The organism is Acidovorax facilis (genome assembly GCF_023913775.1).
GTDB lineage: Bacteria > Pseudomonadota > Gammaproteobacteria > Burkholderiales > Burkholderiaceae_C > Acidovorax > Acidovorax facilis.
Genome location: NZ_JAMXAX010000030.1, coordinates 24,028 through 46,903, shown reverse-complemented (window position 1 = coordinate 46,903; position 22,876 = coordinate 24,028). Strand labels below are relative to the sequence as shown.

The following is a 22,876-nucleotide window of genomic DNA, read 5'->3' as shown; positions in this document are numbered from 1 at the left end:
GGGGCCTGGTCGTAGCCGCCGCCCTGGTCGCCACCGCCGTAGCCGCCATCGTCGTATCCGCCGCCTTGCTGGCCACCACCCTGGCCGCCGCCCATGCCCTGGCGGCTGCCCAGCATCTGCATCTGGTCGGCACGGATCTCGGTGCTGTACTTTTCCACGCCGCTCTGGTCAGTCCACTTGCGGGTGCGCAGGCTGCCTTCCACGTACACCTGCGAGCCCTTGCGCAGGTACTGGCCAGCGATCTCGGCGAGGCGGCCGTTGAAGACCACGCGGTGCCACTCGGTGGCTTCCTTCATTTCGCCAGACTGCTTGTCTTTCCACTTGTCGGTGGTGGCAATCGTCACGTTGGCCACCTGGTCGCCACTGGGGAAAGTGCGCATTTCAGGGTCGCGGCCCAGGTTGCCGACGATGATGACTTTGTTTACGGATGCCATGGTGCTGTTTTTGCCTTAAAGGGATGAAAGAAGCGCCGGATTTGGAGAAGGATTCCGGGCGCCAAACGCGCCATTGTGCCGCAACCGGCTCGCAATGGAAGCTCTGGCGGCATGGCTCGATCCACCACTCAGTGGCCGCCGCGCCCCACGGGCCGCAGGGGCCAGGTCAGTACCAGCCATAGGGCCGTGAGCACGGTGGTGGCGGCAAACAGGCCCGGCGCGCCGGCCCATTTCACCAAGGCGCCGCCCAGCGCGCCGCCCGCAAACAGGCCCAGCGATTGCAGCGTGTTGTAGCTGCCCAGCGCCGCGCCGCGCAGCTGCGGCGGCGCCATGCGCGACACCAGGCTGGGCTGGCTGGCCTCCAGCGCGTTGAATCCGCAGAAAAACACAAACAGCAACGGCCCCAGCACCCACAGTGTGGGTGTGCTGCCGCTGCCCGCCAGCAGGCCCAGGCCTGCCTGCACCAGCACCACCAGTGCGATGGCACCCAGCAGGGCGGCGCGCAGGCGGCCCGCGCGCTCCAGCGCAAAGAGCCCGCCCATGGCCGCAAACGAGAGCACCACCGCAGGCAGGTAGACCTGCCAGTGGTGGTCTTTGGAAAGGCCCGCCTGCACCAGCATGGCCGGCACGGCCACCCACATGGACAACTGCACGGTGTGCAGAACGAAAACCCCCAGGTTCAGGCGCAGCAGGTCGGGGTGGGCCCACACATCGGCCAGGCGGCCCCGGGGCGCATTCTGGTGCTGCGCGGTTTCTGCAGGCACCCACCAGATCACCACCGCCACGCCCGCCAGCGCCAGGGCGCAGGTCAGGCCAAACAGGCCCGTCAGCCCGATGTGGGCTGTCAGCACCGGTGCGGCCACCAGCGCGACGGCAAACATCAGTCCGATGCTGCCGCCCACCAGCGCCATGGCCTTGGTGCGCACGGCGTCGCGGGTCTGGTCGGCCAGCAGGGCGGTCACGGCGGCCGATACGGCCCCGGCGCCCTGCAGCGCGCGGCCCACCAGCAGTCCCGTGAGCGAATCGGCCAGCGCGGCCAGCAGGCTGCCCGCCGCAAACACCAGCAGGCCCAGCACGATCACGCGCTTGCGCCCAAACCGGTCGGACGCCATGCCCAGCGGCAACTGCAGCACGGCTTGCGTCAGGCCGTAGATGCCCATGGCAAGCCCCACCAGCGCGGGGTCATCCCCACCGGGGTATTTGCGGGCCTCCAGCGCAAACACGGGCAGAACCAGGAACAGGCCCAGCATGCGCAGCGCAAAGATCAGCGCCAGGCTGAGGCTGGAGCGGCGCTCCTGCGGGGTCATGGCGTTGCCGGAAGGCGATGGCGACAGGGGCGGCGGGGCAGCGCCCGCAAGTGAAGAAGGAGAATCCGGCACGGTGGTGCCCTATGGGGCAGGTAAAGCAGGGATTTTCGCCCATTGGGCAGGAGTTGTGATTCGCGTGGGCATGTGCGGGGCGTGACACGGCCAGCAAGGCATGGCTGACCGGCCCAAAGGCTCACAGCAAAGCGCAGATCCGCTGCACGCATTCCTGGGGCGTGAGCTGGGCTGTGGGCAGCACCAGCTCGGCGGCCAGCGGTGGCTCGTAGGGCGAATCAATACCGGTGAACTGGCGCAACTCGCCCGTGCGGGCCTTGCGGTACAGGCCTTTGGGGTCGCGCTCTTCGGCGAGTGCCAGGGGCACATCGACAAACACTTCCAGGAAGTCGCCCGGGGCAAACAGTTCCCGGGCCGCCTGGCGTTCTGCACGAAAGGGCGAAATGAAAGCCACCACCACGATCACGCCCGCGTCCACAAACAGGCGGGCCACTTGTGCGACACGCCGGATGTTCTCTGCCCGGTCCGCGTCCGAAAACCCCAGATCCCGGTTCAGCCCCTGGCGGATGTTGTCGCCGTCCAGGATGTAGGTGCGTTTGCCCTGGCGATTCAGTTCCCGCTCCAGTGCATTGGCAATGGTCGATTTGCCCGCACCCGACAGGCCGGTGAGCCAGACCACCCTGCCGGGGTGGCCACCCAGCTGCTCGCGCTCCGCACGGGTCACGGTCAGCGCCTGGGCATGGACATGGGGGACGTGGGGTGGTGTGGGGTCGGTCACTTTGGCGTTGGCAAATGAATGTGGCGTGCAATGGTACTGGCATGGCAGCAGCTGCAACACAGGGCATGGGGCTTGACCTATCATGGTCGGTTTCCCTGCTGTTTCCCCACTCCGTGACCGACTCCCATTCCCCCACCGATGCCCAAGCTGCCGACAGCAGCGGTCTTTACCTCGCCCGCGCCCTGCGCGAGCAGCGCATCAGCATCCGGGGGGCGCGCACGCACAACCTCAAGAACATCGACCTCGACATCCCGCGCAACCAGCTCGTGGTGATCACCGGGCTGTCGGGCTCGGGCAAGTCGAGCCTGGCGTTCGACACGCTGTATGCCGAGGGCCAGCGGCGCTATGTGGAGAGCCTGTCGGCCTATGCGCGGCAGTTTCTGGGGCGGCTGGACAAGCCCGATGTCGACCTGATCGAAGGCCTGTCGCCCGCCATCAGCATCGAGCAGAAGGCCACCAGCCACAACCCGCGCTCCACAGTGGGCACGGTGACCGAGATCCACGACTACCTGCGTCTGCTGTACGCCCGCGCTGGCACGCCGTATTGCCCCGACCACAACCTGCCGCTGGCCGCGCAAACGGTGAGTCAGATGGTGGATGCCGTGCTGGCCCTGCCCGAAGACACCAAGCTCATGCTGCTGGCCCCCGTGGCGCGCGAGAAAAAAGGCGAGTTCACCGAGCTGTTCGCGCAGATGCAGGCGCTGGGCTACGTCCGCTTTCGGGTGGATGGCCAGATCTACGAGCACGAGAACCTGCCCGCGCTCAAGAAAACCGAGAAGCACAACATCGACGTGGTGATCGACCGCATCAAGGTGCGCGCCGACCTGCAGCAGCGCCTGGCCGAGAGCATCGAGGCGGTGCTGCGCGTGGGCGGGCATGAGGGCAATGGCCGCGTGCTGGCGCTGGAGATGGACACGGGGCAAGAGCACCTGTTCAGCAGCAAGTTCGCCTGCCCCGTCTGCAGCTATTCGCTGCCGGAGCTGGAGCCGCGCCTGTTCTCGTTCAACTCGCCCATGGGCGCATGCCCGGCCTGTGACGGCATTGGCCAGCGTGATGTGTTCGACCCGGCGCGTGTGGTGGCCTTCCCCACGCTGAGCCTGGCCAGCGGCGCCATCAAGGGCTGGGACCGGCGCAACGGCTACTACTTTGCGATGCTCGAGAGCCTGGCCAAGCACTACGCGTTTGACATCGAGGCGCCGTTTGAATCGCTGCCCGCGCCGGTGCAGCACGCCATCCTGCACGGCTCGGGCGAGGAAGAAATCGCCTTCAGCTACATCATGGACAGCGGTGCCTCCAAGGGCAAGGTGTATGCCAAGAAGCACCCGTTCGAGGGCATCATCCCCAACATGTCGCGGCGCTACCGCGAGACCGATTCGGTGGTGGTGCGCGAAGACCTGGCGCGCTTTCGCAGCACCCAGCCCTGCCCCGAATGCCACGGCACCCGCCTGCGCCGCGAAGCCCGCCACGTGCGGCTGGGCGAGGGCGAGCAGGCCCGCGCCATTTACGAGGTAAGCCACGCCACGTTGAACACCGCCCATGGCTGGTTCAACGACTTGAAGCTCACGGGCGCCAAGGCCGAGATCGCCGACAAGGTGGTGCGCGAGATCGCCACACGGCTGCAGTTCCTAAACGACGTGGGCCTGAGCTATTTGAGCCTGGACCGCAGCGCTGAAACCCTGTCAGGCGGCGAGGCACAACGCATTCGCCTGGCCTCGCAAATCGGCTCGGGCCTCACGGGCGTGATGTACGTGCTCGACGAGCCCAGCATTGGCCTGCACCAGCGCGACAACGACCGGCTGATCGCCACGCTCAAACACCTGCGTGACATCGGCAACAGCGTGATCGTGGTGGAGCACGATGAGGACATGATGCGCGCCGCCGACCACGTGATCGACATGGGCCCCGGTGCGGGCGTACACGGCGGACGGGTGATGGCGCAGGGCACGTACGACGAGGTGCGTGGCAACGCGCAGTCGCTCACGGGCCAATACCTGTCGGGCGCGCGCACCATTGCCGTGCCACAGCGCCGCACGCCGTGGCTGCCGGTGCTGGAGCAGGCCGCTCCCGTGGTGGAGGCCAAGGCCAAGTCGCGCTTTCCGCAAACCGAGGCGAGCAAGCGCCGCGCCGAGCGCATGGCCGAGCACCACGCGCGCCAGGGTGCCCTGCAGGCGCTGCGTGTGGCAGGCGCCACGGGCAACAACCTGAAGGGTGTCACAGTGGACTTCCCCGTGGGGCTGCTCACCTGCGTGACGGGGGTGTCGGGCTCGGGCAAGAGCACGCTGGTCAACGACACGCTGTACGCTGCCGTGGCCCGCCAGCTGTACCGCGCGCACGAAGAGCCAGCCGCGCACGACGAGATCGTGGGCATCGAGTACTTTGACAAGGTCATCAACGTCGACCAGAGCCCCATTGGCCGCACGCCGCGCAGCAACCCGGCCACCTACACCGGCCTGTTCACCCCCATCCGCGAGCTGATGGCCGAGGTGAACACCGCCAAGGAGCGCGGCTACGGCCCCGGGCGCTTCAGCTTCAACGTGGCCGGGGGCCGCTGCGAGGCCTGCCAGGGCGACGGCGTGGTGAAGGTGGAGATGCACTTCTTGCCCGACGTGTACGTGCCCTGCGACATCTGCCACGGCCAGCGCTACAACCGCGAGACGCTGGAAGTGCTGTGGAAGGGCAAGAACATCGCGCAGATTCTGGAACTGACGGTGGAAGACGCCGCCGCCTTCTTCAAGGACGTTCCAACAATAGCGCGCAAGCTGCAGACGCTGCTGGACGTGGGCCTGTCGTACATCCGCCTGGGCCAGGCAGCCACCACGCTCTCGGGCGGCGAGGCGCAGCGCGTGAAGCTGGCGCAGGAGCTTTCCAAGCGCGACACGGGCCGCACGCTCTACATCCTGGACGAGCCCACCACGGGCCTGCACTTTGCCGACATTGACCTGCTGCTCAAGGTGTTGCACCAGCTGCGCGACGCGGGCAACACCATCGTCATCATCGAACACAACCTCGACGTGATCAAAACCGCCGATTGGCTCATCGACATGGGGCCGGAGGGTGGTGCGGGCGGTGGCACCGTGGTGGGCGTGGGCACGCCCGAGGAGCTGGCGGCCAACCCGGCCAGCCATACGGGGCGGTATCTGGCGCCCTACCTGCGGGCAAAATCTGAATAAAAATGGCTGCTAGCGCTTATCTATAAAGCGCTAGCAGCTATTGATTCAGTAGCAAATTGCCGCTGCATCACTGCAAGCGACGGGCCACCTCAGCGTCCAGCGATCCCATGAAGGCCTCCACCGCGCGGGTGTAATCGCTGTCCAGGCCCAGTTGGGCGTTGATTTCGCCATGGTCCAGGTCCTGCGGCAATACCTCGGCGCGGCCGCCCTGGTTGCGCACGTGGCGGGCCATGGCATCGGATTGCTGGCAGGGGTCGTCCGCCCGCTGTGCCGAGCACACCATCTGCATCGGCGGAGCGCCCGCCGTCCATTGGTGGAAGGGCGACATCGCTACCCAATAAGCAGGGTCAGTGCCAAAGGCGTCGTCGTACAGCGGCAAGTGCGGGGCGCGCATGCGGGCGGGCACGTTCATCATGGCGCTGTCCAGCGAGACCGTGCCCAGCCACGGCCAGGCGCCTTCGCGCAGTGCCTGCGGGGCGCGGGCATTGAGCAGGGCCACCAGGTGGGCACCGGCCGAGTGGCCCATGAGGATGAAGCGGCTCGGGTCTCCCCCCCAGGTGCCCGCGCGCTGCTGCGCGGCCATGAGGGCGGCCTGCACATCGCGCTCCTGCACGGCCACGGGCGCGTCGGGCAGCATGCGGTAATTGATGGAGATGAGGATGAAGCCCTTGGGCACCCAGCGGTTCACCTTCTCCTGCACCACGCGGCCCATGGCCTTGTCGCCATGCCGCCAGCCGCCGCCATGCACCATGAAGATGACCGGCGCGCGCACCGCGCTGGCTACCAGGCTGTTGGTGCCTGTGGTGGGGCTGGTGGGTACATACACGTCCATGCGCTGTGCCGGGTCGGTGCCGTAGGGCACATCGGCGATGCGCTGCACGCCTGCAGACAGGGCTGCCGGTGCGGCGGCTGCCTGCTTTTGTGCGATGAGAGCGCGCAGGCGGCCGCCGTTGTGCGTGGTGGTCTGGGCCTGCACGCTGGCGGTGGCCAGCGTGAGCGCGGCGAGGGTGGTCAAGGTGAGGGTGCGGCGCAGGGACATGGCAAGGCTCCTGAGGTCAGAGGGGGCAATCGATGGCTGGGTCCAGACGGTGTTAAGGCCGCGTCGGACAAGCCATGGCCGTGCCGCTCGCGTCATAGCAGGTGGCACTGCGGCTCAAGCCGCTGTCCTTGCTGTAGCTGCTCTGCGTCTGCACGCTGTTGCCGGTGGCCGCACTGGTGGCGGTGGTGCTGCGGGCCTGCTCCACGCTGCCGTCGGCATTGCGGCTTGCCCCGCCGCTGCTGTGCAGGCTGCCCTGGGCATTCTGGGCGGACACCGTGCCGCTGTGGCTGGCGCTGCCGTCAACACTGCGGGTGGTGCTGCCCTGGCGTGCGGCTACCCCGCCCTGCGCGCCCACGGTGGCGCCGCGGCGGGTCACGCTGCCATTGCCCTGCCCATCGGTGGTGGCGGTGCGGCCGCGCAGCATCGCGCCGTTCGGGCCGCTGCGCGCCACGCCGGTGTGGGCGGTGGTACTGCCATCGGCGTTGTGTTCCACGCTCCGGCGGGTGCGGGCCTGCGCTTCGGTGGGGGCGGCCAGCGCCAGCACGGCGCTCAGCCCCAGGGTGGCGAGGGCGGGTAGCACAAGCACACCCGCTGCCAGCGCGGGGCGGTGCAGCAGGTCGTTGTCAGCGGGGTGGGGCAGCAAAGGCATGGTGGTCGACTCCTTGGGGTTTGCCTTGGGGTTTGGCATGGCCGTACTGTGGGTCCCGGGTGTGAGCCATTGATGGCAGTAATCCGCCGATGTATGACAAACCATGACAAACGACCGCGGCTCCGTCATGCCTTGTCATGGCTGGGGGTGCATGGCCCGCCGTACCGTCCAAGTAGCGCCTACCATTGCCACCACGCCGCCTTCACTTGCCACGTTGCTCCCTGCCCATGACCGACCCCCTGGCCAAAATCCTGGTCGCCGATGACGAGCCCGACCTGCGTGCCCTGCTGCAGCGCTACCTCAGCGACCAGGGCTATACCGTGCGCACGGTCGATGGCGCGGGCCCGCTGGATGTGCTGCTACAGCGCGAGCGCTTTGATGTGCTGGTGCTCGACGTGATGATGCCGGGCGAGGACGGCCTGGCCATCTGCCGCCGCCTGCGTGCGCAGGGCGAGACCATTCCCATCCTGATGCTCACCGCACGCGGCGACCCGGTGGACCGCATCGTGGGCCTGGAGATGGGCGCCGACGACTACCTGCCCAAGCCCTTCAACCCGCGCGAGCTGCTGGCCCGCATCCAGGCCATGGTGCGGCGCCAGCGTGTGCTGGGCGCCCACACCGGGCCGCGCCAGGCGGGTGGGCGCATTGTGTTTGGCGCCTTCACGCTGTGGCTGGATGAGCGCCGGCTGGAGCGCAACGACGGGAACGACGGCCACGGTGCGCAGGACGTGCCCCTGACCACCGGCGAATTCGCGCTGCTGCAGGCGCTGGCCCGGCAGCCACACCGACCGCTCGGACGCGACCGGCTTATCGCGCTGGCCTATGGGCCCGACCACACCGCCACCGACCGCAGCATCGACGTGCAGGTGATGCGCCTGCGCAAGCTCATTGAGGCCGACCCGGCCCAGCCGCGCCACATCCGCACCGTGTGGGGCGTGGGCTATGTGTTCGTGCCCGATGGCACTGCGCCGGGCGGGGGGCGCCAGCCATGATGGCCTTCGCAACCAGCCGCCGCTGGGGGCTCTGGCCGCGCAGCCTGCTGGGGCGCAACCTGCTGCTGATGGCCGTGCTCATCGTGCTGGGGCAGCTGGTGGCGGCGGTGCTGGTGCGGCAGATGATCTTCAAGCCCCGCGTGGCGCAGGTGGCCGATGGCGTGGCGCGCAACGTGACTGCGCTGCGGGCCGGGCTGCAGGCGCTGCCCCCGGCGCAGCGCGTGGCGTTTGTGGAGGCGTTCAACCGGCAGGCCGCGCAGGCCACACCGCCCGCTCTGCCAGAAAGCGCAGCGCGGCGCGGTCTGCTGTCGCCCTTGGAGCGGCAGTTTGTGCAGGCGGTGTCGCGCCGCCTGGGGGCGGGCGATGCTGAAACACAACCCCCGCAACCTGTGTGGCGCCGCGACAGCACCGGGGTGCTGGCCTTGCGCATGGTGCACGAGGGCACTGACTACTGGCTCAACCTGCCCAGCGTGTTCCCCAGCCGTGAGTTCACCGGCGCCTGGCTGGCCGCCACGCTGGCCAGCATGCTGCTGGCGCTGCTGGGCGCGTGGTGGCTGCAGCGCCACATCAACCGCCCGCTGGTGCAGGTGGTGGGCGCGGCACAGCAACTGGCGCAAGGCCAGTCGCCCGCAACCCTGCCGGATGATGGGCCCGAAGAAATCGCCACCGTGGCGCGCAGCTTCAACCAGATGGCACAGAGCCTGGCCACCGCCGACCACGAGCGCGCCCTGATGCTGGCCGGTGTGTCGCACGACCTGCGCACGCCGCTGACCAAGCTGCGCCTGGGGGTGGAGATTGCGGGTCCGCAGGTCGATGCGCCGCTGGCGGCCAGCATGGCGCGCAGCATCGACGAGATGGATGGCATCGTGGGCCAATTCCTTCAGTTCGCACGCAGCGGTGATGCCGAGGCGCCCACCACCGCATCGCTCAACGACCTGGCCCAGGCCGTGGCCGAGGCGCAGGCCGACCATGGCCGCGCGCTGGTGCTGGAACTGGGGGCCCTGCCCCACGTGCCCGTGCGCCCCCAGGCCCTGCGCCGCGCGCTGGACAACCTGGTGGAAAACGCCTGGCGCCACGGTGCGCCGCCGGTGGTGTTGCGCACAGGGGCAGACGCCACCCAGGTATGGCTGGAGGTGCAGGACCAGGGCCCCGGCATCACCGCTGAAGAGATCGACCGCATGCGCCAGCCTTTTGCACGTGGCGGCGGCACGGCGCGTGCGGGCGCACCGGGGGCCGGGCTCGGGCTGGCGATTGCCGAGCGCGTGGCGCGCGCCCAGGGGGGTGCGCTGGAGTTGCACAGCGCCCCCGGCCAGGGACTGCGTGCGCGGCTGGTGCTGCCGCTGGCGGGGCCGGGTGGTGAGCCTGCGACGGCGTGAACGGATGCGCAACGGAGGCACGATCGGGCTGCCCGGTCCATCCGCCGCTCCGCGCAGCGCCGCGGAGCCACGGGGGCGCAGAATTTGAATAAAAATGGCCGCTAGCGCTTTATGGGTAAGCGCCAATAGCTATTGAATTCGTAGCGAATTTGTGGGACGTGGTGCCCTGTGCTGGCCCTGGCCTTCGTCCCCCAGACGGAACACCGACACCACATGCACCAGGTCTTCGGCCTGGTTCTGCAGGCTGCTGGCGGCGGCGGCCATTTCCTCGACCAGGGCGGCGTTTTGCTGCGTGACCTGGTCCATCTGCGTCACGGCCTCGCCCACCTGGGCCACGCCCAGCGATTGTTCGTGGCTGGCCGCGCTGATCTCGCCCACGATGTCGGTCACGCGGCGGATGGACGCCACCACCTCGGTCATGGTGCTGCCCGCCCGGTCCACCAGGGCCGTACCTTGCTCCACGCGCTCCACGCTGGCGCTGATGAGGGCCTTGATCTCGCGCGCGGCCTCGGCACTGCGTCCGGCCAGGCTGCGCACTTCGCTGGCCACCACCGCAAAGCCCCGGCCCTGCTCGCCCGCGCGGGCGGCTTCCACGGCCGCGTTGAGCGCGAGGATGTTGGTCTGGAAGGCGATGGAATCGATCACGCCGATGATGTCCGAGATCTTCTGCGACGCGGCGTTGATGCCCTGCATGGTGTTGACCACCTGGGCCACGACCTCGCCGCCCTGGGTGGCCACGGTGCTCGCGCTCGCGGCCAGTTGGCTGGCCTGCTGGGCGCTGTCGGCGTTCTGGCGCACGGTGGCGTTGAGCTGCTCCATCGAGGCGGCGGTTTCTTCGAGCGCACTGGCCTGGCTTTCGGTGCGGGCCGAGAGGTCGGTATTGCCCTGGGCAATCTGCACGCTGGCCGTGGCCACGTTTTCAGAACCGTTGCGCACCTGGCGGACCACCTGCGTGAGCTGGCTGCGCATCTGCTGCAGCGCTTGCAGCAGCTGGCCGACTTCGTTGGTGCCGTGGGCCAGCGGGGCGCCGCTCAGGTCACCCTGCGCCACGGCGCGTGACAGCGCCACGGCCTGCGACAGCGGCACCGTCATCGAGCGCACAAACACCAGCGCCATGCCGCTGGTGGCCGAGAGCGTGACGACCAGCGCCAGAGCCACCCACAGCAGCCCCCGCTGCAGGTTGGACACCCGGGCCTGCAGCGCCTGGTCCAGGCTGGCCATGGACAGGTTGTTGAGCGCGTTCAGCGCTTCGATGGTGCGGGTGAAGGCGTCGAAATAGTCCTTGGAGGGCAGCTGGAGTTCGCTGGCGTTGATCACATCGCGCTCGGCCATCTGCAGCGATTGCTGGATCTGGCCCTGCACGGCCTGCGCGCTGCTGCCCAGGGCGCGTTGGAGATCGGGATTGCCTTGCAGGGCGCGGTCCAGTCCCCGGAAGGTGTCGGCCTGCAGCTCGGCCACACGCTGCTGCAGCACCAGCAACTGGCCCTTGCCCTGGGGCGTCAGCTCGCGTTTGCCCAGGGCGCTGGCGCCTTGCGCGCGCAGCATGCCCAGCTTTTCGCCCAGCATGGGCGCCTGCACCAGCGAGGCCTGGATCAGTGCGTGCGTGTCGGCGTCGGGGTCGATCTGCAGGCCATAGGCATGCAGCAAGGATTCGTTGAGCTGCAGCAGCGACGCGATGAGCTGCGTGTGCTGCGCCGTGCTCTGGGCCTGCTCGATGCTGCGTGCGGCCACGGCCTGCTCCAGCGTGCGCCAGGTCTGCTGTGCCTGGGTCCAGGCGGCCATCTGGGTGGCGGGCACCTTGGCGGCCGCAAAGCGGGTGGTGGCATCGTCCAGCGCCGCGTTGACGGCATCGCGCGCAGCGGGGCGGCGTGCTGCCAGGGTTTCGTCGCCGCCCAGCATGCCCACCGACAGGCCCCGGTGCACCTGCATCTGCTGCACGAGGCGGGTGAGTGCCTGCGCAGGGACCATGCCCTGCGCCTCGTGGCGCGCATGGCCAATGGCGTGCAGCGCATCGCGCACCGTCAGGTAGGTGGGCAGCGCACTCATCATGAGCCCGAGGGTTCCCAGGATGAGGAATTTTTCGAGCAGGTTCAAGCGGTGAAGAAGGGACATGGCAGTAGGCGCACGGTGGGTGTGTGCGCAAAAGGGTAGACCTCAGGGGGCGGGGTGTCGGCACCCGCCGACTGGGATGCGGCCCTCCATCAGGCCGCGCGGGATGTAACGCAATGTAGGGGGCTGTTTTGAGTAGGGTTTTGACTCAGGTCAATTTTCGCCGACCTGCGGGGCGTCTTTGGAAGCATGGAGGCGGGGCGGCGGCAGAGGGCGCGCTGGAGAATAATGGCCCCAACACCCGCCCCTTGGAGCACCTGGCATGCAATCGATCACCCTGCGTTTCCTGGCGTCTCAAAGCACCCTGCCCCAGGCAGGCCGTGTGCCCGGTGGCACGGTGCTGCGCTGGGTGGACGAGGCCGGCTTTGCCTGCGCCAGCGCCTGGGCCAAGGGGCCGTGCATCACCGAGTTTGTGGGCGGCGCGCATTTTGTGCACCCCATTCGCCCGGGGGATCTGGTGGAGGTGCATGCGCGCCTGGCGTCCACCACCGACACCGCCATGCACCTGGCCGTGGAGGTGCGCAGCGGTGGCATCCATGGCGAGCCGCTGCAAGAGGTGCTGCACTGTGTGGCGGTCTACACCGCCGTGGATGCCGACGAGCAGCCCCGTGCCATCGACAAATGGAGCCCGGAAACCCCCGGCGACATGGCCCTGGCCCAGCGGGTGAAGGCGCACATCGACGCTGCGCGGGCTGCGCAGTGACGGCGCCTGTATCCGGCCCGCTAGGCCCGGTAGGTGGCCCGCTGCGTGCGCGCGACCTGCTGGCCGCCCTGGTGGTGGTGGTTCTGTGGGGCGTCAACTTCGTTGCGATGAAATGGGGGCTGCGCAGCTTCAGCCCCTTCCAGCTGGGCGCCGCGCGCTACCTGTGTGCCGCCTTGCCGCTGGTGCTGCTGGTGCGCCCGCCGCGCATGCACTGGCGCTGGGTGCTGTTGTTCGGGCTGTTCCAGGGCGTGGGGCAGTTCGGTTTTCTGTTTGTAGGGCTCAAGGTGGGCATGACGGCCGGGCTGGCCAGTGTGCTGCTGCAGACGCAGGTGTTCTTCACCGCGCTGTTCGGCTTTGCACTGCTGCGCGAGCGGCCGGGGTTGCCCTTGCGGTGGGGCATGGTGCTGGCCGCGCTGGGGCTGGTGTGTTTTGCGATGAACTACGTGGGCCCAGGCTCTGGCGTGGGTGTAGCGGCGGCCACCACGCTGGCCGGCTTGCTGCTGACGCTGTGCGGCGCTGCCATGTGGGCCTCGTCCAACATCGTGGCGCGCCTGGCGCAGCAGCAAAGCCCGGGGTTTGACCCGCTGGCGTTTGTGATCTGGAGCAGCCTGGTGCCGGTGCTGCCTTTTGTGGCGCTGTCTGCCGTGTTCGACCCTGACGCCGCACGCTGGCTGCAGTGGCAAACGCTGGCGGACGTGCCCTTGCTGTCGTGGGCGGCTGTGGCCTACCTGGGCTGGGCGGCCACCATTGTTGGCTATGCGCTGTGGACCAACCTGCTGCAGCGCTACCCTGCCAACCGCGTGGCCCCCTTCAGCCTGGCGGTGCCGGTGGTGGGGCTCACCGCAGGCTGGCTGCTGCTGGACGAGGGCGTGGCGCCCTGGCAGTGGGCGGGGATTGTGCTGGTGGTGGCAGCTCTGGCCTGTGTGGTGCTGGGGCCAAAAATACAAGCAAAAATGACATCTAGCGCTTGATGGATAAGCGCTAGCAGCTATTAAATTTATAGTATTTGAATAGGAAGAGGCGGGGGCTCCTGCCACCCACCGCCTCTGCAGTGCGCCTGTTGCGCCGCTACTGAGCTGTTACTGCGCGCTTACAGCGCCCTGCGCCGCGCGAACCGCACCACCGTCACGCCCGCGCGCGCCTGGCGCACCGACGGCATCACCAGCACGCAGTTGTCATACGGCGTGGTCACCGGCACACCGTCGTTGTCGCCGATCACGGTGCCAGCCTTTTCAAACAGCTCCAGCCCCGTGTAGGGCGCCACAAAGCGGAAGGCGCTGCTGGTGGCCACCACGGGGCCGGTCACCTCCAGCGCCCACTGGCGGGGCGCATCGGGCAGGCGCCAGCCGGGCAGTTGCTGCGCCAGGGCGTCGGCGCTCAGGGCGCCGGACTGTTCGATGAAGCGCACACACTGGTCCTGTGCCACGGCGCGGCTGGCCGGGTCGCCATGGAAGCCACATTCAATGAGCAGCGAACGGGTGCTGTTGCCGTGGTCGTCTTCCAGCGCGCCAAACCGGCCGTAGTCGCGCATGCGCACGCCGTCCTTGTGGCCCGCATCCACCACGATGTGCTCGGGCGAGCGCATGGCGCGCGCCAGTTCCAGGTTGCGCGGCTGGATGCCGGTGAGCAGCAGTGGGGCCGAGGGCTCGTGCATCGAGTGGATGTCGAGCAGCCAGTCCGCCTGCGCCACAAACGGGCGCAGCGCGGCGGCGCGGCGGCGCTCCTTGGTATCGGCTGCGTCGATGCGCTCGTCCAGCCATTGGCGGTTGAGGTCTTCGTCGGTGAAGCGCGAGGCGTCGTGGTTGCTCGCGTCAAACCGGTCGAACGCATCGAGGTTGCAGAACGCCAGCGTGAGCGTGCCCTGCTGCGGCCGCACGCCCGCTTCGAGCAGGCCCTTCAAGGCCCAGGCGCCGCACAGCTCGTTGCCATGCAGCAGCGCGCTGACCATCACGTGGCGGCCGGGCTCGCCCGAGTCGAAATGCCAGACGCCTTCGGTGCCGGTGTTGCCAACGCGCCAGGCGGTGATGTCGGGCGCGGGCAGCTCGAAGGCCAGCGGTGGAACGGCCGTGTTTTGGGGGGCGGTGCTGCTGCTCATTCTTCGATCTTGGCGAATTCCACAATCTTCTTGTACTTGGCGACTTCGGCCGCCAGGAACTGGTCGATGTTGACCGTGGTCGCAGCCACGGTGGAGCCGCTGGCTTCCATCTTCTTCTTGAAATCGGGCGACTGCAGGGTGTCGTTCAGCGCCTTCTTCACCTTGTCGAACACCGGCTTGGGCAGGTTGGCCGGGCCCATCAGCGCAAACCACACACCAATGTCCACGTTCTTGTACTGCGGGGTTTCGGCCAGGGCCGGGATGTCCGGTGTGGCGGCGGAGCGTTTGGCTTCGGTGGTGCCCAGGGCGATCACCTTGCCGCTCTTGATGTGTGGCAGGCCGCTGGAGAGCACGAACACGCCATATTCCAGGTTGTTGCCCATGAGGTCGTTGGTGAGCGGCGCGACGCCCCGGTAAGGGATGTGCGTCATGAAGAGCTTGCCCTGCTCCTTGACCATCTCGCCCGCCAGGTGCAGCGAGGTGCCCACGCCCGAACTGCCGTAGCTGAACTTGCCCGGGTTCTTGGACACCTTCTGCGTGAACTCGGCCAGGTTCTTCACGCCCGCGCCGGTGGATGCCACCAGCACCAGCGGTTGCGAGGCGATGAGGCCGATGGCGGTGAAGTCCTTCACGTCGTACTTCACCTTCTTGGTCACCAGCTTGTTGATGGCAATCTCATTGCTGGCGCCCACCAAAAAGGTGTAGCCGTCGGGTGCGCTGCTCGCCACCTTCTGTGCACCAATCGCGCCGCCTGCGCCGCCTATGTTTTCAATCACCACCGGTACGCCCAGCTTGGCACTCAGCTCCAGGGCCACGTTGCGGCCGGTCAGGTCGGTGCTGCCGCCGGGTGGGTAGCCCACCACAATGGTGATGGGTTTGGAGGGATAGGCATCCTGTGCGAACGCTGGGGCCGCCAGGAGGGCCATGCCACACAGCAAGGCGGTGCGGCGCAGGGAGGGAGTGTTTTGCATGCGGGGCTCCAGTGAAGTTCTTGTGGGTGGAGCCATTGTGAAAAGGCGGGCACACGTCTGTGGTGCTGAAATGGCACCGAGGTGTGCCAAATGGGTTCTGCCCCCTCGGGCAAACCCTGGGGTGTCAGCGCTGTGCCAGGGCTTTCCAGAGCGCTTCGGCCACGGGGCCGAGTCGGCGTTTGGGTCGGTACAGGCGCACGTCGAAACGCACTTCCATGCGCGCATCGCCCGCAGGCGCAAGCCGTTTGGCCTGGCAATCGGCGTGCACCATGGACCAGGGCAGCCACGCCACGCCCAGGCCTTTTTGTACGTATTCGTAGTGCGCGTCGGCCGAGTCGCACTCCACCACCCGCTGCAGCCGGGGCGCATTCGGGTTCTGGGACAGATGGTCTTCCACCAGCCGCCCCAGCGCGAGCTGGGGGGCATAGGCCAGGTAGGGCACGGGCAGGTGGTCCTGCCCGAAGCGGTGCAGTGCCTGCCCTTGTGCCGTCGCCCGCGAAATGGGCACCAGCCGGTCGGACGCCACCGTGACATGCATGAACTGGCGCGCATCCAGCCGTATCGCCAGCGCCGGGTGGTGGTACACGAGCGAGAAGTCGGCTTCACCCCTCTCCAGCAGCGCCACGGTGTCTGCCAGGGCGCGGGTGCGTATGCACAGCTCGGCGTTCTGCAAAATGGGCTGCAGCCGCACCAGCCAATCGGCCACCACCGTGCGTGCCAGCGTGCGGCCGGTGGCCAGCGTCACGGTGCGGGCCTGCCGCCCGGCCAGGCTCTGCAGCTCCTCATGCGACTGCGCCAAGCTGCGCGCCATGTGGCCCGCAGTTTCCAGAAAGCTCTGCCCGGCAGGCGTCAGGGTGACGGGGCCGCCACCGCGCTCCACCAGCGGCGTACCCGCCCAGGCCTCCAGCGCGCGGATGCGGCGGCCAAAGGCGGGGTGCGTGACATGCCGCAGCTCGGCTGCCCGCGTATAGCTGCGCTCCTGCGCCAGCACGATGAAGTCTTCGAGCCACTTGAGCTGCATGGGTGTGATCCGGGTGCAGCTGCGGCGCGAAGGTTGTCGGAGCTGAAAGTGGGGTGTCAGCGCGCGCGGGCCGCTTCGAGCACTGCGCGGGTGCGCTGGGCCTCGGTGCGCGCCGCCGCTGCAAAGTCGTCGCCCTTGGACGCGTACAGGATGGATCGCGACGAGTTCACGATGATCGGCCCGCCATCGCGCAGCCCGGCGCGCACGGTGGCAGCGGCGTCGCCACCCTGGGCGCCCACGCCCGGGATCAGCAGCGGCAGTGTGGGCGCAATGGCACGCACGCGCTCGATCTCCTGTGGGTAGGTGGCACCCACCACCAAGCCCAGCTGGCCGTTCTTGTTCCAGGGGCCTTGCGCCAGCCGTGCCACATGCTCATACATGAGCGGCTGGCCCTCGACGCTGGCCAGGCGCTGGGTCTGCAGGTCGTCGCCGCCCGGGTTGGAGGTGCGGCAGAGCAGAAACGCGCCCTTGCCGTGGTAGGCCAGGTAGGGCTCGATGGAGTCGAAGCCCATGAAGGGCGACAGCGTGACCGCATCGGCACCGTAGCGCTCGAAGGCCTCCTTGGCGTACTGCTCGGCCGTGGAGCCAATGTCGCCGCGCTTGGCATCCAGGATCACCGGCACATGCGGCGCGTTGGCGCGCATGTGCTGCATCAGGCGTTCGAGCTGGTCTTCGGCGCCGTGGGCGGCAAAGTAGGCGATCTGTGGCTTGAAGGCACACACCAGATCGGCCGTGGCGTCCACGATGGCGGCGCAGAAGTCATAGATCTTGTGCGCATCGCCCTGCATTCCCGCAGGAAACCGCGTGGGCTCCGGGTCCAGGCCCACGCACAGCAGGGAGTTGTTTTGCGCCGTGGCGTCGCGCAGCATGTCGGTGAAGGTCATGGGGCGTGATTTTAGGTGGGGTGACAAGCACCGCCGCACGGTTTTCTGCCCACCGCTGCGGCGCAGAGGACTCCGGGGTGTGGTCACGAGCCCGCAGTGGGCAACAAAAAAGGCCGTCGAGACGGCCTTTTTTGGGGTGGTTCGGGAGTCCCCGTACGCAGCGGGAGCACCCCTACCGAATTCGCATTCCCTCAGCGCGGTACCGCCAGCAGGCGCTGTACATCGCGGTCGTTGGGCAGTGCGTAGTCGTGGCCGCGGATGATGCGGCTGTCTTCCGTGCGCACGAGCTTCAGGCTCACGTAGGTGAAATTGGCAGCGGCCGAGTAGGTACCCACCAGCACCAGCGAGGCATTGTGGCTGCGGGCGATATCCTTGATTTCGCGGGACAGCAGCAACTCGCCAGCACCTTCGCGCACGAACACGTCGCCGCGCAGCTTGATTTCCTTCACGTTGAAACCGCTGGCCGCCATGTGCGAGGCGTATTGCTCGGACAGCGTGCGGCCCAGAGGGGCCGAGCGGCTCAGGTCGTTCACGTTGACCACGGTGGCCACCAGGACGGGGCCGCTGCCTGCAGCGCTCAGGTCGAAACCGGCGGTCAGCTTGGCCACAGCATCGCGGCTGCTGGTCAGGAACTGGTTGTTGGCGGCTTCCTGGTAGGTCGGATCGGTGCGCGTGGGCGCGCCATTGTTGGCACAGCCGGCCAGCAAAGCTGCTGCGGCCAGCGCGGTCAGAAGTGCTGCGGTTTTCATTGCGAAACTACCTTCATATTGACGTTCTTGTAGTACGACGGACGCATGAACAGCGGCGTGTCCGCGTTCTCGAGGTAGTACACATCGGTCTTGCGGGCCACATACTGGCCGCCGCGTGTGACCGTGGTGGTCAGAATCAGCTCGGTGTTGGTGGGGCCGCCCGAGTTGATGCTGGCGCCGTAGTCAGCCAGCGAGGTGGCACCCAGCGCGGCCAGCAGTTGCAGATCCAGGTGCTCGTGACGCAGGCCGTAGGCTGCCATCAGGCCCGCAGCGATCATCGTGAACTGGCCAGGAATGAAGTGGGGGCGGGGGCTGTTGTGACGAACCACCTGCGTGTTGTACGTCACGTTGAGTGCCTGGCCAGGATCCTGCAAAACAGGCGCACCGCTTTGCACGAGCTTGGTGATCAGGAAATCACGGAATGCCAGATCGAATGCGCTCGGGTTGGGGGGCAGTGCGACATGCAATTGCGTGCCAGGGGCCATGCCGGTCTTGTCGAGCGTGCTGAGGGTTTGCGCCACCACGTCGTTCGAGACCAGTTCCCAGTGGCCCGCCGAGCGGACCTTGGGTTGTACCGTCAGCTCAAAGTTCTCCGCCAGGGGAATGGGCGAACGATAAGCACATCCCGCCAAAGTAGCCACAGCGCCGGCCAATACCGCCAAGCTGACTGCCTTTGAAAATTTCATGATTCCCTCCTACGGACTTTGAGAGGCGGGGACATGAACAGATACATCCCACGCGATTGAAAAATAATTCTGGGCGCGATACTCAACAAAAACAAGAAAAAATTGAGGTAACTGCGCCCAGACACACGCAATTCGTTGTTTTTGGTCACAGATTGGCGTGCTTGCTTACGCGCGGCTGCATTTGCTTGTACCGGCGCGTGTAACAAATTTCAAACGATGGTAACGAAGCGTTTTTCGAGGATTTCGAACGCGGGCAGCGTCTTGCCTTCCAGCACTTCCAGAAAGGCGCCGCCGCCGGTGGAGATATAACCCACCTGTTTTTCGATGCCGTATTTGGCGATGGCCGCCAGGGTGTCGCCACCGCCAGCAATGCTGAACGCGGGGGATTCGGCGATGGCCTTGGCAATCTCGCGGGTGCCGTTTTCAAAGGCCGCGAATTCAAACACGCCCACCGGGCCGTTCCAGACGATGGTGCCTGCGGACTTGAGCTGGGTGGCCAGGCGGGCGGCGGTTTCGGGGCCGATGTCCAGGATCAGATCGTCCTCGGCCACGTCCTTGGCTGCCTTGACGGTCGCTGGGGCATCGGCGGCAAAGGCCTTGGCGGTGACCACATCGGTGGGGATCGGCACTTCGGCGCCGCGCGCTTTCATGGCGGCGATCACGGCGCGCGCTTCGTCCAGCAGGTCGGGTTCGGCCAGGCTTTTGCCGATGGGCAGGCCCGCAGCCAGCATGAAGGTGTTGGCAATGCCGCCGCCCACGATGAGCTGGTCCACCTTGTCGGCCAGGCTCTTCAAGATGGTGAGCTTGGTCGAGACCTTGGAGCCCGCCACGATGGCAGCCAGCGGGCGCTGGGGATGGGCAAGTGCCTTGGTCAGGGCGTCGATCTCGGCCGACAGCAGCGGGCCGGCGCAGGCAATCGGGGCAAATTGAGCGATGCCGTAGGTCGTGCCTTCGGCGCGGTGGGCGGTGCCAAAGGCATCGTTCACGAAGATGTCGCACAGCGCAGCCATCTTGCGGGCCAGGTCTTCCTTGTTCTTTTTCTCGCCCACGTTCAGGCGGCAGTTTTCCAGCAGCACGACCTGGCCAGGGGCAACGGTGACGCCGTCCACCCAGTTCGAGACCAGCGGAACATCGCGGCCCAGCAGCTCGGCCAGGCGTGCGGCCACGGGGGCCAGCGAGTCCTCGGGCTTGAATTCGCCTTCGGTCGGCCGGCCCAGGTGGCTGGTCACCATGACGGCCGCTCCGGCGTCCAGCGCCATGCGGATGCAGGGGATCGATGCGCGGATGCGGGTGTCTTCGGTGATGCGGCCAGCATCGTCCTGGGGAACGTTCAGGTCGGCACGGATGAAAACGCGCTGGCCTTGGGCCTTGCCTTGGGCGCACAGATCGGAAAAGCGGAGGATGTTCATGGCGGGAGGGGTGGATTGAATCGGGCTCTTGAGGGCTGCCATTTTAGTGAGCGAAGCCCATGCGGCTCCCGCGCCCTTGCCAGTGCAACCGCGGAACTGGCTCTGCCAGGCCCCTGGCGTCGGCCCCCTGGGGGCTGAGGGGCAGCGGCTCCAAGCCTGCCTGCGCAGGCTTGGACTGCACCGAAGAGCCACCGCCTCTGGCGGCGGCACTGACGCACACGGCTCAGGAGGTGCTTCTCTACCAATTCCAGCCGATGTGCAGCGGCAGGTACACCACCATGCCAACCACGATGGTGCCCAGGATGCCGCGCCGCCAGAAGTAGTAGGCAGTGGCGCACAGGACAGCAGGGATGCGCGCGTCCATGAACGTGCCGACGAGTTCGCCCTGGGTCATCAGGATCTCGGGCGCGATCACAGCGGTGAGGGCGGCCAGCGGTGCGTACTTGAGCCCGCGCTTGAGCCAGTCGGGCAGCGGCAGCTCGCGCTCGGGGATCATGAAGAACGAGCGCGACACCACCGTGATCACGGCCAGGCCGAAGATGGCGATGGCGGGTTCAATCCAGGACCAGTCGTTCATCATGGATGGCGCTCCTCGCGCAGTGGCACCACATCGCCCGCCTCGACCTGCTCGCGTTCTTCAGGGGGCAGCACGCTGTCGGCGGGCAGCAGGACCAGTTCGGGCTTGTGGCGGCGGCGGTCCACTGCTTCCATCAAGAGGCCCGCAGCCACCGCTGCCGCAATGGCCACCAGGATGTTGAGCTTGAGCGGCAGTGCAAACGCGGCAATCGCAGCCGTGGCGGCGACACCGGTGGCCAGCCAGGTGGCCCGGTCGAACAGCAGCGACAGCAGCACACCCAGTAGCGCCAGCACGCCCGCAAACCCCAGGCCCCAGGACAGCGGCACGGCATTGGCCAGCAGGATGCCAGCGATGGACGGCACCTGCCAGGCCAGCCAGTTGGTGCTGGCAGCACCCCAGAAATACGGCACCTGCTCGGGTTGGGGGCGCGGCTCCGGAAAGCGCTTCATGAAGGCCACGTAGATCACATCGCCGCTGAAATAGCCCACCGCCAGGCGCTGGCGCAGCGGCAGGTGCGCGAAGTAGCTGCGCCACATGCTGCTGAAGATCACAAAACGCAGGTTCACACAGCTCGCCGTGAGCCAGACCACCCACAGCGGCGCGCCCACCGCCATCAAAGGGATGACCGCCAGCTGCGCGCTGCCGGCATACACCACCAGCGACATGAAGATGGCCATCCCAACGGGCAGACCGCTCTTGACCATGACCACTCCGGTGACCAGGCCCCAGGCCCCGATGCCCACGGCCGTGCCCGCCATGTCGACGGCGGCCACGCGAAAGGAGGGGTGGCGCAGTGTGTTGCCGATGGCGGCCCGGCGGCTCATGCCGGTGTCGCGGCGGTGGTGGGCGCAGCGCCCAGCACCATGCCGGGCTGCAGGTCAAAGCCCCGCAAGAAATCGGCCGCTGCGAGCCGCTTGCCCCCCGCGCGCTGCAAGGTGGTCAGGCGCAGCGTGCCTTCGCCGCAGGCGACCATCACTCCGTCGCCATTTACCGACAAAATTTGCCCCTGGCGCTTATCCGTATTCGATTTATCGCTATCAATTTCATAACCCCACACCTTGATCGTTTCCCCGGCGCATTCGGTGCTGGCCCCGGGGAACGGGTCAAACGCCCGAATACGCTGGCCGATCACCGTGGCGGGCAGCGACCAGTCGATGGTGCTCTCGGCCTTCTCGATCTTGTGGGCGTAGGTGATGCCCTCGGCGGGCTGGGGCACAGCCTTCAGCCCTCCACAGGCGGCCAGTTCCAGAGCCTCCACGATCATGCGGCCCCCGAGCGCGGCCAGCCGGTCGTGCAGGGTGGCGGTGGTGTCTGTGGGCGCAATGGCCAGCCGCTCCATCAGCAGCATGTCGCCGGTATCCAGGCCGGCATCCATCTGCATGATGGTGACGCCGGTTTCTGCATCTCCCGCTTCAATGGCTCGGTGAATGGGCGCGGCGCCGCGCCAGCGCGGCAGCAGGCTGGCGTGGATGTTGAGGCATCCCAAACGCGCCCCCACGCTTTCCGCTGCGCGTGGTTCGCTGCCCCCCGAGGGGGCCTTCGTGCCTTCGGGCGGCCGTGCGGCGCTCATGGAATCCAGCACCCACTGCGGCAGGATGAGGCCATAGGCGGCCACCACCATCACGTCGGCCTGCGCAGCCAACAAGGCATCGCGGGCAGCGGCTGCGTCATCGGGGTACTTGCCGTCCAGGCGCAGGCTGCGTGGCTGCGCGACGGCGATGCCATGCTCCAGCGCGCATTGCTTGACGGGGGAGGCCTGCAGCTTCATGCCGCGCCCCGCGGGGCGGTCGGGCTGGGTCAGGACCAGGGGCACCGTGAACCCTGCGGCCAGCAGCCGCTCCAGCGCCACGCGGGCAAATTCGGGCGTGCCGGCAAAAATGACTCTCATGGGAAACCGTTGTCAGGAGGTAAGTAC

General features: G+C 67.4%; 21 protein-coding genes. 5 read left to right on the top strand and 16 right to left on the bottom strand.

Annotation, left to right across the window (positions count from 1 at the left end; all coding sequences use genetic code 11):
• The 3 genes from ssb to cysC form a co-directional block, all read right to left on the bottom strand.
• On the bottom strand, positions 1-434 hold a 434-nt coding region (gene ssb, locus NFX52_RS11375; protein WP_252635644.1), incomplete at its 3' end, for a single-stranded DNA-binding protein.
• A 128-nt stretch (positions 435-562) separates the two neighbouring features.
• Positions 563-1,741 carry an MFS transporter gene (locus NFX52_RS11370; RefSeq protein ID WP_207401926.1) on the bottom strand — a complete coding sequence of 393 codons (1,179 nt, stop codon included), beginning with the start codon at positions 1,739-1,741 and terminating at the stop codon, positions 563-565.
• A 193-nt stretch (positions 1,742-1,934) separates the two neighbouring features.
• A complete protein-coding gene (cysC, locus tag NFX52_RS11365) occupies positions 1,935-2,531 on the bottom strand; it encodes an adenylyl-sulfate kinase (protein WP_055400369.1) in 597 nt (198 codons plus the stop codon).
• Positions 2,532-2,644: 113 nt separating this feature from the next.
• Between cysC and uvrA the strand changes: the two genes are divergently transcribed.
• Entirely contained in the window at positions 2,645-5,701 is a 3,057-nt protein-coding gene (gene uvrA / locus NFX52_RS11360) for an excinuclease ABC subunit UvrA (protein WP_156358800.1), read from the top strand.
• A 67-nt stretch (positions 5,702-5,768) separates the two neighbouring features.
• Here uvrA and NFX52_RS11355 read toward each other — a convergent pair whose 3' ends face one another.
• Positions 5,769-6,740 carry an alpha/beta hydrolase gene (locus NFX52_RS11355; RefSeq protein WP_055400323.1) on the bottom strand — a complete coding sequence of 324 codons (972 nt, stop codon included), beginning with the start codon at positions 6,738-6,740 and terminating at the stop codon, positions 5,769-5,771.
• Positions 6,741-6,792: 52 nt separating this feature from the next.
• Positions 6,793-7,389 (bottom strand): hypothetical protein, encoded by a 597-nt coding sequence (locus NFX52_RS11350; protein ID WP_055400371.1) that lies wholly within the window; start codon positions 7,387-7,389, stop codon positions 6,793-6,795.
• A gap of 227 nt (positions 7,390-7,616) precedes the next feature.
• Here NFX52_RS11350 and ompR point away from each other — a divergent pair, with 227 nt between their 5' ends.
• Together ompR and NFX52_RS11340 are read left to right on the top strand one after the other, a co-directional pair.
• Entirely contained in the window at positions 7,617-8,381 is a 765-nt protein-coding gene (gene ompR, locus NFX52_RS11345; protein ID WP_055400324.1) for an osmolarity response regulator transcription factor OmpR, read from the top strand.
• Entirely contained in the window at positions 8,378-9,757 is a 1,380-nt protein-coding gene (locus NFX52_RS11340; RefSeq protein ID WP_207401924.1) for an ATP-binding protein, read from the top strand. The genes ompR and NFX52_RS11340 overlap by 4 nt, the downstream gene beginning before the upstream one ends.
• 129 nt (positions 9,758-9,886) lie before the next feature.
• On the opposite strand, the gene NFX52_RS11335 is transcribed toward NFX52_RS11340, so the two are convergent.
• Positions 9,887-11,869 (bottom strand): methyl-accepting chemotaxis protein, encoded by a 1,983-nt coding sequence (locus NFX52_RS11335; protein ID WP_055400326.1) that lies wholly within the window; start codon positions 11,867-11,869, stop codon positions 9,887-9,889.
• A 259-nt stretch (positions 11,870-12,128) separates the two neighbouring features.
• On the opposite strand from NFX52_RS11335, the gene NFX52_RS11330 reads away from it, so the two are divergent.
• On the top strand, positions 12,129-12,569 hold the full coding sequence (locus NFX52_RS11330; RefSeq protein ID WP_055400328.1) for an acyl-CoA thioesterase: 441 nt from the start codon (positions 12,129-12,131) through the stop codon (positions 12,567-12,569).
• Positions 12,566-13,540: an EamA family transporter gene (locus tag NFX52_RS11325; RefSeq protein ID WP_055400330.1), complete on the top strand. Its 975-nt coding sequence runs from the start codon at positions 12,566-12,568 to the stop codon at positions 13,538-13,540. The genes NFX52_RS11330 and NFX52_RS11325 overlap by 4 nt, the downstream gene beginning before the upstream one ends.
• A gap of 119 nt (positions 13,541-13,659) precedes the next feature.
• On the opposite strand, the gene NFX52_RS11320 is transcribed toward NFX52_RS11325, so the two are convergent.
• The 10 genes from NFX52_RS11320 to NFX52_RS11275 all read right to left on the bottom strand — a co-directional run bounded on the left by NFX52_RS11320 (position 13,660) and on the right by NFX52_RS11275 (position 22,849).
• Complete coding sequence (locus NFX52_RS11320; RefSeq protein ID WP_055400332.1) at positions 13,660-14,664, bottom strand: M14 family metallopeptidase; 1,005 nt, start codon at positions 14,662-14,664, stop codon at positions 13,660-13,662.
• A complete protein-coding gene (locus tag NFX52_RS11315) occupies positions 14,661-15,635 on the bottom strand; it encodes a Bug family tripartite tricarboxylate transporter substrate binding protein (RefSeq protein ID WP_055400334.1) in 975 nt (324 codons plus the stop codon). The genes NFX52_RS11320 and NFX52_RS11315 overlap by 4 nt, the downstream gene beginning before the upstream one ends.
• A gap of 124 nt (positions 15,636-15,759) precedes the next feature.
• Entirely contained in the window at positions 15,760-16,656 is an 897-nt protein-coding gene (locus tag NFX52_RS11310; protein WP_055400336.1) for a LysR family transcriptional regulator, read from the bottom strand.
• Between the two features lie 56 nt (positions 16,657-16,712).
• Positions 16,713-17,540, bottom strand: coding sequence for an orotidine-5'-phosphate decarboxylase (gene pyrF, locus NFX52_RS11305; protein WP_055400338.1), 828 nt, complete (start codon positions 17,538-17,540; stop codon positions 16,713-16,715).
• A 191-nt stretch (positions 17,541-17,731) separates the two neighbouring features.
• On the bottom strand, positions 17,732-18,289 hold the full coding sequence (locus tag NFX52_RS11300; RefSeq protein ID WP_055400340.1) for a FlgO family outer membrane protein: 558 nt from the start codon (positions 18,287-18,289) through the stop codon (positions 17,732-17,734).
• Positions 18,286-18,975: a hypothetical protein gene (locus tag NFX52_RS11295; protein ID WP_055400342.1), complete on the bottom strand. Its 690-nt coding sequence runs from the start codon at positions 18,973-18,975 to the stop codon at positions 18,286-18,288. The genes NFX52_RS11300 and NFX52_RS11295 overlap by 4 nt, the downstream gene beginning before the upstream one ends.
• A gap of 209 nt (positions 18,976-19,184) precedes the next feature.
• The gene (locus tag NFX52_RS11290) at positions 19,185-20,384 is read right to left on the bottom strand and encodes a phosphoglycerate kinase (protein WP_176887550.1); all 1,200 of its coding nucleotides are present in this window, start codon (positions 20,382-20,384) and stop codon (positions 19,185-19,187) included.
• Positions 20,385-20,622: 238 nt separating this feature from the next.
• Positions 20,623-20,961, bottom strand: coding sequence for an AzlD domain-containing protein (locus tag NFX52_RS11285; RefSeq protein WP_055400377.1), 339 nt, complete (start codon positions 20,959-20,961; stop codon positions 20,623-20,625).
• Entirely contained in the window at positions 20,961-21,785 is an 825-nt protein-coding gene (locus NFX52_RS11280) for an AzlC family ABC transporter permease (protein ID WP_055400344.1), read from the bottom strand. Before NFX52_RS11280 ends, NFX52_RS11285 begins: the two co-directional genes overlap by 1 nt.
• Positions 21,782-22,849 (bottom strand): methionyl-tRNA formyltransferase, encoded by a 1,068-nt coding sequence (locus NFX52_RS11275; protein ID WP_055400346.1) that lies wholly within the window; start codon positions 22,847-22,849, stop codon positions 21,782-21,784. The genes NFX52_RS11280 and NFX52_RS11275 overlap by 4 nt, the downstream gene beginning before the upstream one ends.
• Between the last annotated feature and the right edge of the window lie 27 nt (positions 22,850-22,876).